General features: G+C 47.4%; 2 protein-coding genes. One reads left to right on the forward strand and one right to left on the reverse strand.

The window, feature by feature from the left end:
• Positions 1 to 2,252: DNA polymerase I (gene polA, locus AC4E7D_RS13685; protein WP_490174339.1), on the forward strand; the 2,252-nt coding region annotated here is incomplete at its 5' end.
• Positions 2,253 to 2,302: 50 nt separating this feature from the next.
• Here polA and AC4E7D_RS13690 read toward each other — a convergent pair.
• Positions 2,303 to 2,658: hypothetical protein (locus AC4E7D_RS13690; protein WP_490174340.1), on the reverse strand; the 356-nt coding region annotated here is incomplete at its 5' end.

Below are 2,658 nucleotides of genomic sequence, written 5' to 3' on the forward strand. Positions count from 1 at the left end.
ATATTCCCGGCCTTCCGGGGGTGGGGGACAAAACCGCTAAGAAATTCATTGCCGAATTCGGCTCCCTGGAGGGACTTCTCGCCAATACCGACAAATTAAAGGGGAAAATGAAGGAAAAGGTGGAGGAAAATGCTGAATTGGGAAAGCTCTCCAAAAAACTGGCCACCATCTGTATAACCTGCGATGTGAATTTTGATGAGAAGGACTACGAACTTTCCGAACCCGACAGCGAAAAGGTCCAGGCCATATTCGAGGACCTGGAATTTCGAAGGTTACGGGAACAATTCTTAAAAATATTCTTTGCTCCGACTAAGGAAAGCGACGCGGAAACCCCTAAGGGCACTGAAACCAAAAAGGCCGGGCAGGTAGCGGGCAGCGGGCAGTTTTCACTATTTGGTTCAGACAGCTCAGAGGAAAAGGGCAAGGTCATTTCGGGCCGGCGCACACTTGCAGACACCCCCCATGTTTATCAACTGGTGAACACAGGCATGAGTCGGAAATTATTCCTTCAAAACCTACTCCAGCAGAACGTAGTTTGTTTTGACACAGAAACCACCTCGCTGAATCCTTTGGAAGCAGAATTGGTGGGTATAGCATTTTCATGGGAAGCCGGTAAGGGCTATTACCTGCCCTTCCCGGAAGAACAGCATGAAGCCCGGGAGCTGCTTGAGGAGCTACGCCCCTTCTTTTCATCCGGGGACATTGAGAAGATCGGTCAAAACCTGAAATACGACATCAAGGTCCTGCAGAAATACAATATAGAAGTAAAAGGAAAGCTCTTTGACACCATGTTAGCGCACTACCTCATTAATCCGGATATGCGGCATAATATGGATGTCTTGTCCGAAACTTACCTCAACTATACCCCGGTTTCCATTACCGAATTAATTGGAAAAAAAGGGCGCAACCAGTTAAGCATGCGGGAGGTGCCTCTGGAGAAGCAGACCGAATATGCCGTGGAGGATGCCGATATCACCTTCCAGCTGGCCCAGAAATTCGCCCCGGAACTGGAAGCGGCCAGTACACGCAAATTATTTGATGAGATAGAAGTTCCGCTGCTTAGGGTACTTGCCGACATGGAACTTGAAGGGATCAACCTGGACATTGGTTTCCTCCAGTCCCTTTCGGCTGCACTGGATAGTGATATAAAAACACTGGAAAAGAAAATTTATGAGGAAGCCGGGGAACAGTTTAATATCGCCTCCCCGAAACAACTGGGGGAGATCCTGTTCAATAAGCTCAAATTGGTGGATAAACCCAAAAAGACACGAACCGGGCAGTATTCCACTGCAGAAGATGTGCTCTCCTACCTGGCCAAGGACCATCAGATCATAAGGGATGTTTTGGAATACAGGGGGCTTACCAAACTGAAAAGCACCTATGTGGATGCCCTGCCGGAACAGGTGGCACCGGAAACGGGAAGGGTCCACACGGATTATATGCAGACCGTTGCAGCCACAGGAAGACTGAGCAGCAACAACCCCAACCTTCAGAATATACCCATACGGACGGAACGTGGACGACAGGTACGCAAGGCCTTTATTCCAAGAAATGAAGATTACATTTTGCTCGCAGCAGATTATTCCCAGATCGAACTCCGGATCATTGCGGCCTTGAGCGATGAGACCAATATGATAGAAGCCTTTAAACAAGGGGAAGATATCCATGCCTCCACGGCCTCAAGGGTGTTCAATGTGCCCATTTCAGAAGTTAGCAGGGAGCAAAGAGGCAATGCAAAAACGGTGAATTTCGGTATTATTTATGGGGTATCCGCCTTCGGGCTCAGCAATCAGACCGACCTTTCACGAACCGAAGCCAAAGAACTCATCGACACCTATTACAAAACCTATCCCAAACTGCGGAATTATATTCAGGAGCAAATCGACTTTGCCCGCGAAAATGGCTATGTGCAGACCGTATTGGGGAGAAGGCGCTATTTAAAGGACATCAATGGAAGCAATGCCGTGGTCCGGGGAGCAGCAGAACGCAACGCCGTGAATGCCCCTATTCAGGGAAGTGCCGCCGATATCATCAAAATAGCCATGATCCGTATCCATGAGAAACTGACCCAGGGAAACTTTAAGACCAAAATGCTTTTGCAGGTGCATGACGAACTGGTATTTGACGTATACAAACCTGAACTGCAAGAGGTAAAGACCATGATCAAATCTGAAATGGAAAACGCCTTTGAACTGTCCGTACCGCTGGTAGTTGATCTGGGACAGGGATCAAATTGGCTTGAGGCCCACTAAAAGAAAAACCCTCCGAATAAGGGAGGGTTTGTTAACTGTTATATTGTTACCTATCGTTTAGTAAATACGAGCTGTCCGCCGGTATCAAAATTATCGATCCCAAGTTCAACGGCACTTATGATCATCGTATTACCCGAAAATTGTACGCTTACTGTAACTGTTTCAAGGCTATCATCAATATAGGTTAAGGTTTCCCCATCGAAGGTGTAGGTACTCTCGTCCATATCTTTTTGTGTAGGACAAGGGATATCAAGACCCGTACCTCCGGGATTAACATTGATTTGCAGATAGTCTGCCGAACTTTCAGAGACAACGCTCAGGTCTGCATTGAAGGTCAGGGTTATGATATAGCACTCCTCAGCCGTTAGAAAATCCAGTATTTCCTTCCCGAATTCCTCATCCGTTG

The sequence above is a fragment of the Lentiprolixibacter sp. genome, from assembly GCF_982873095.1.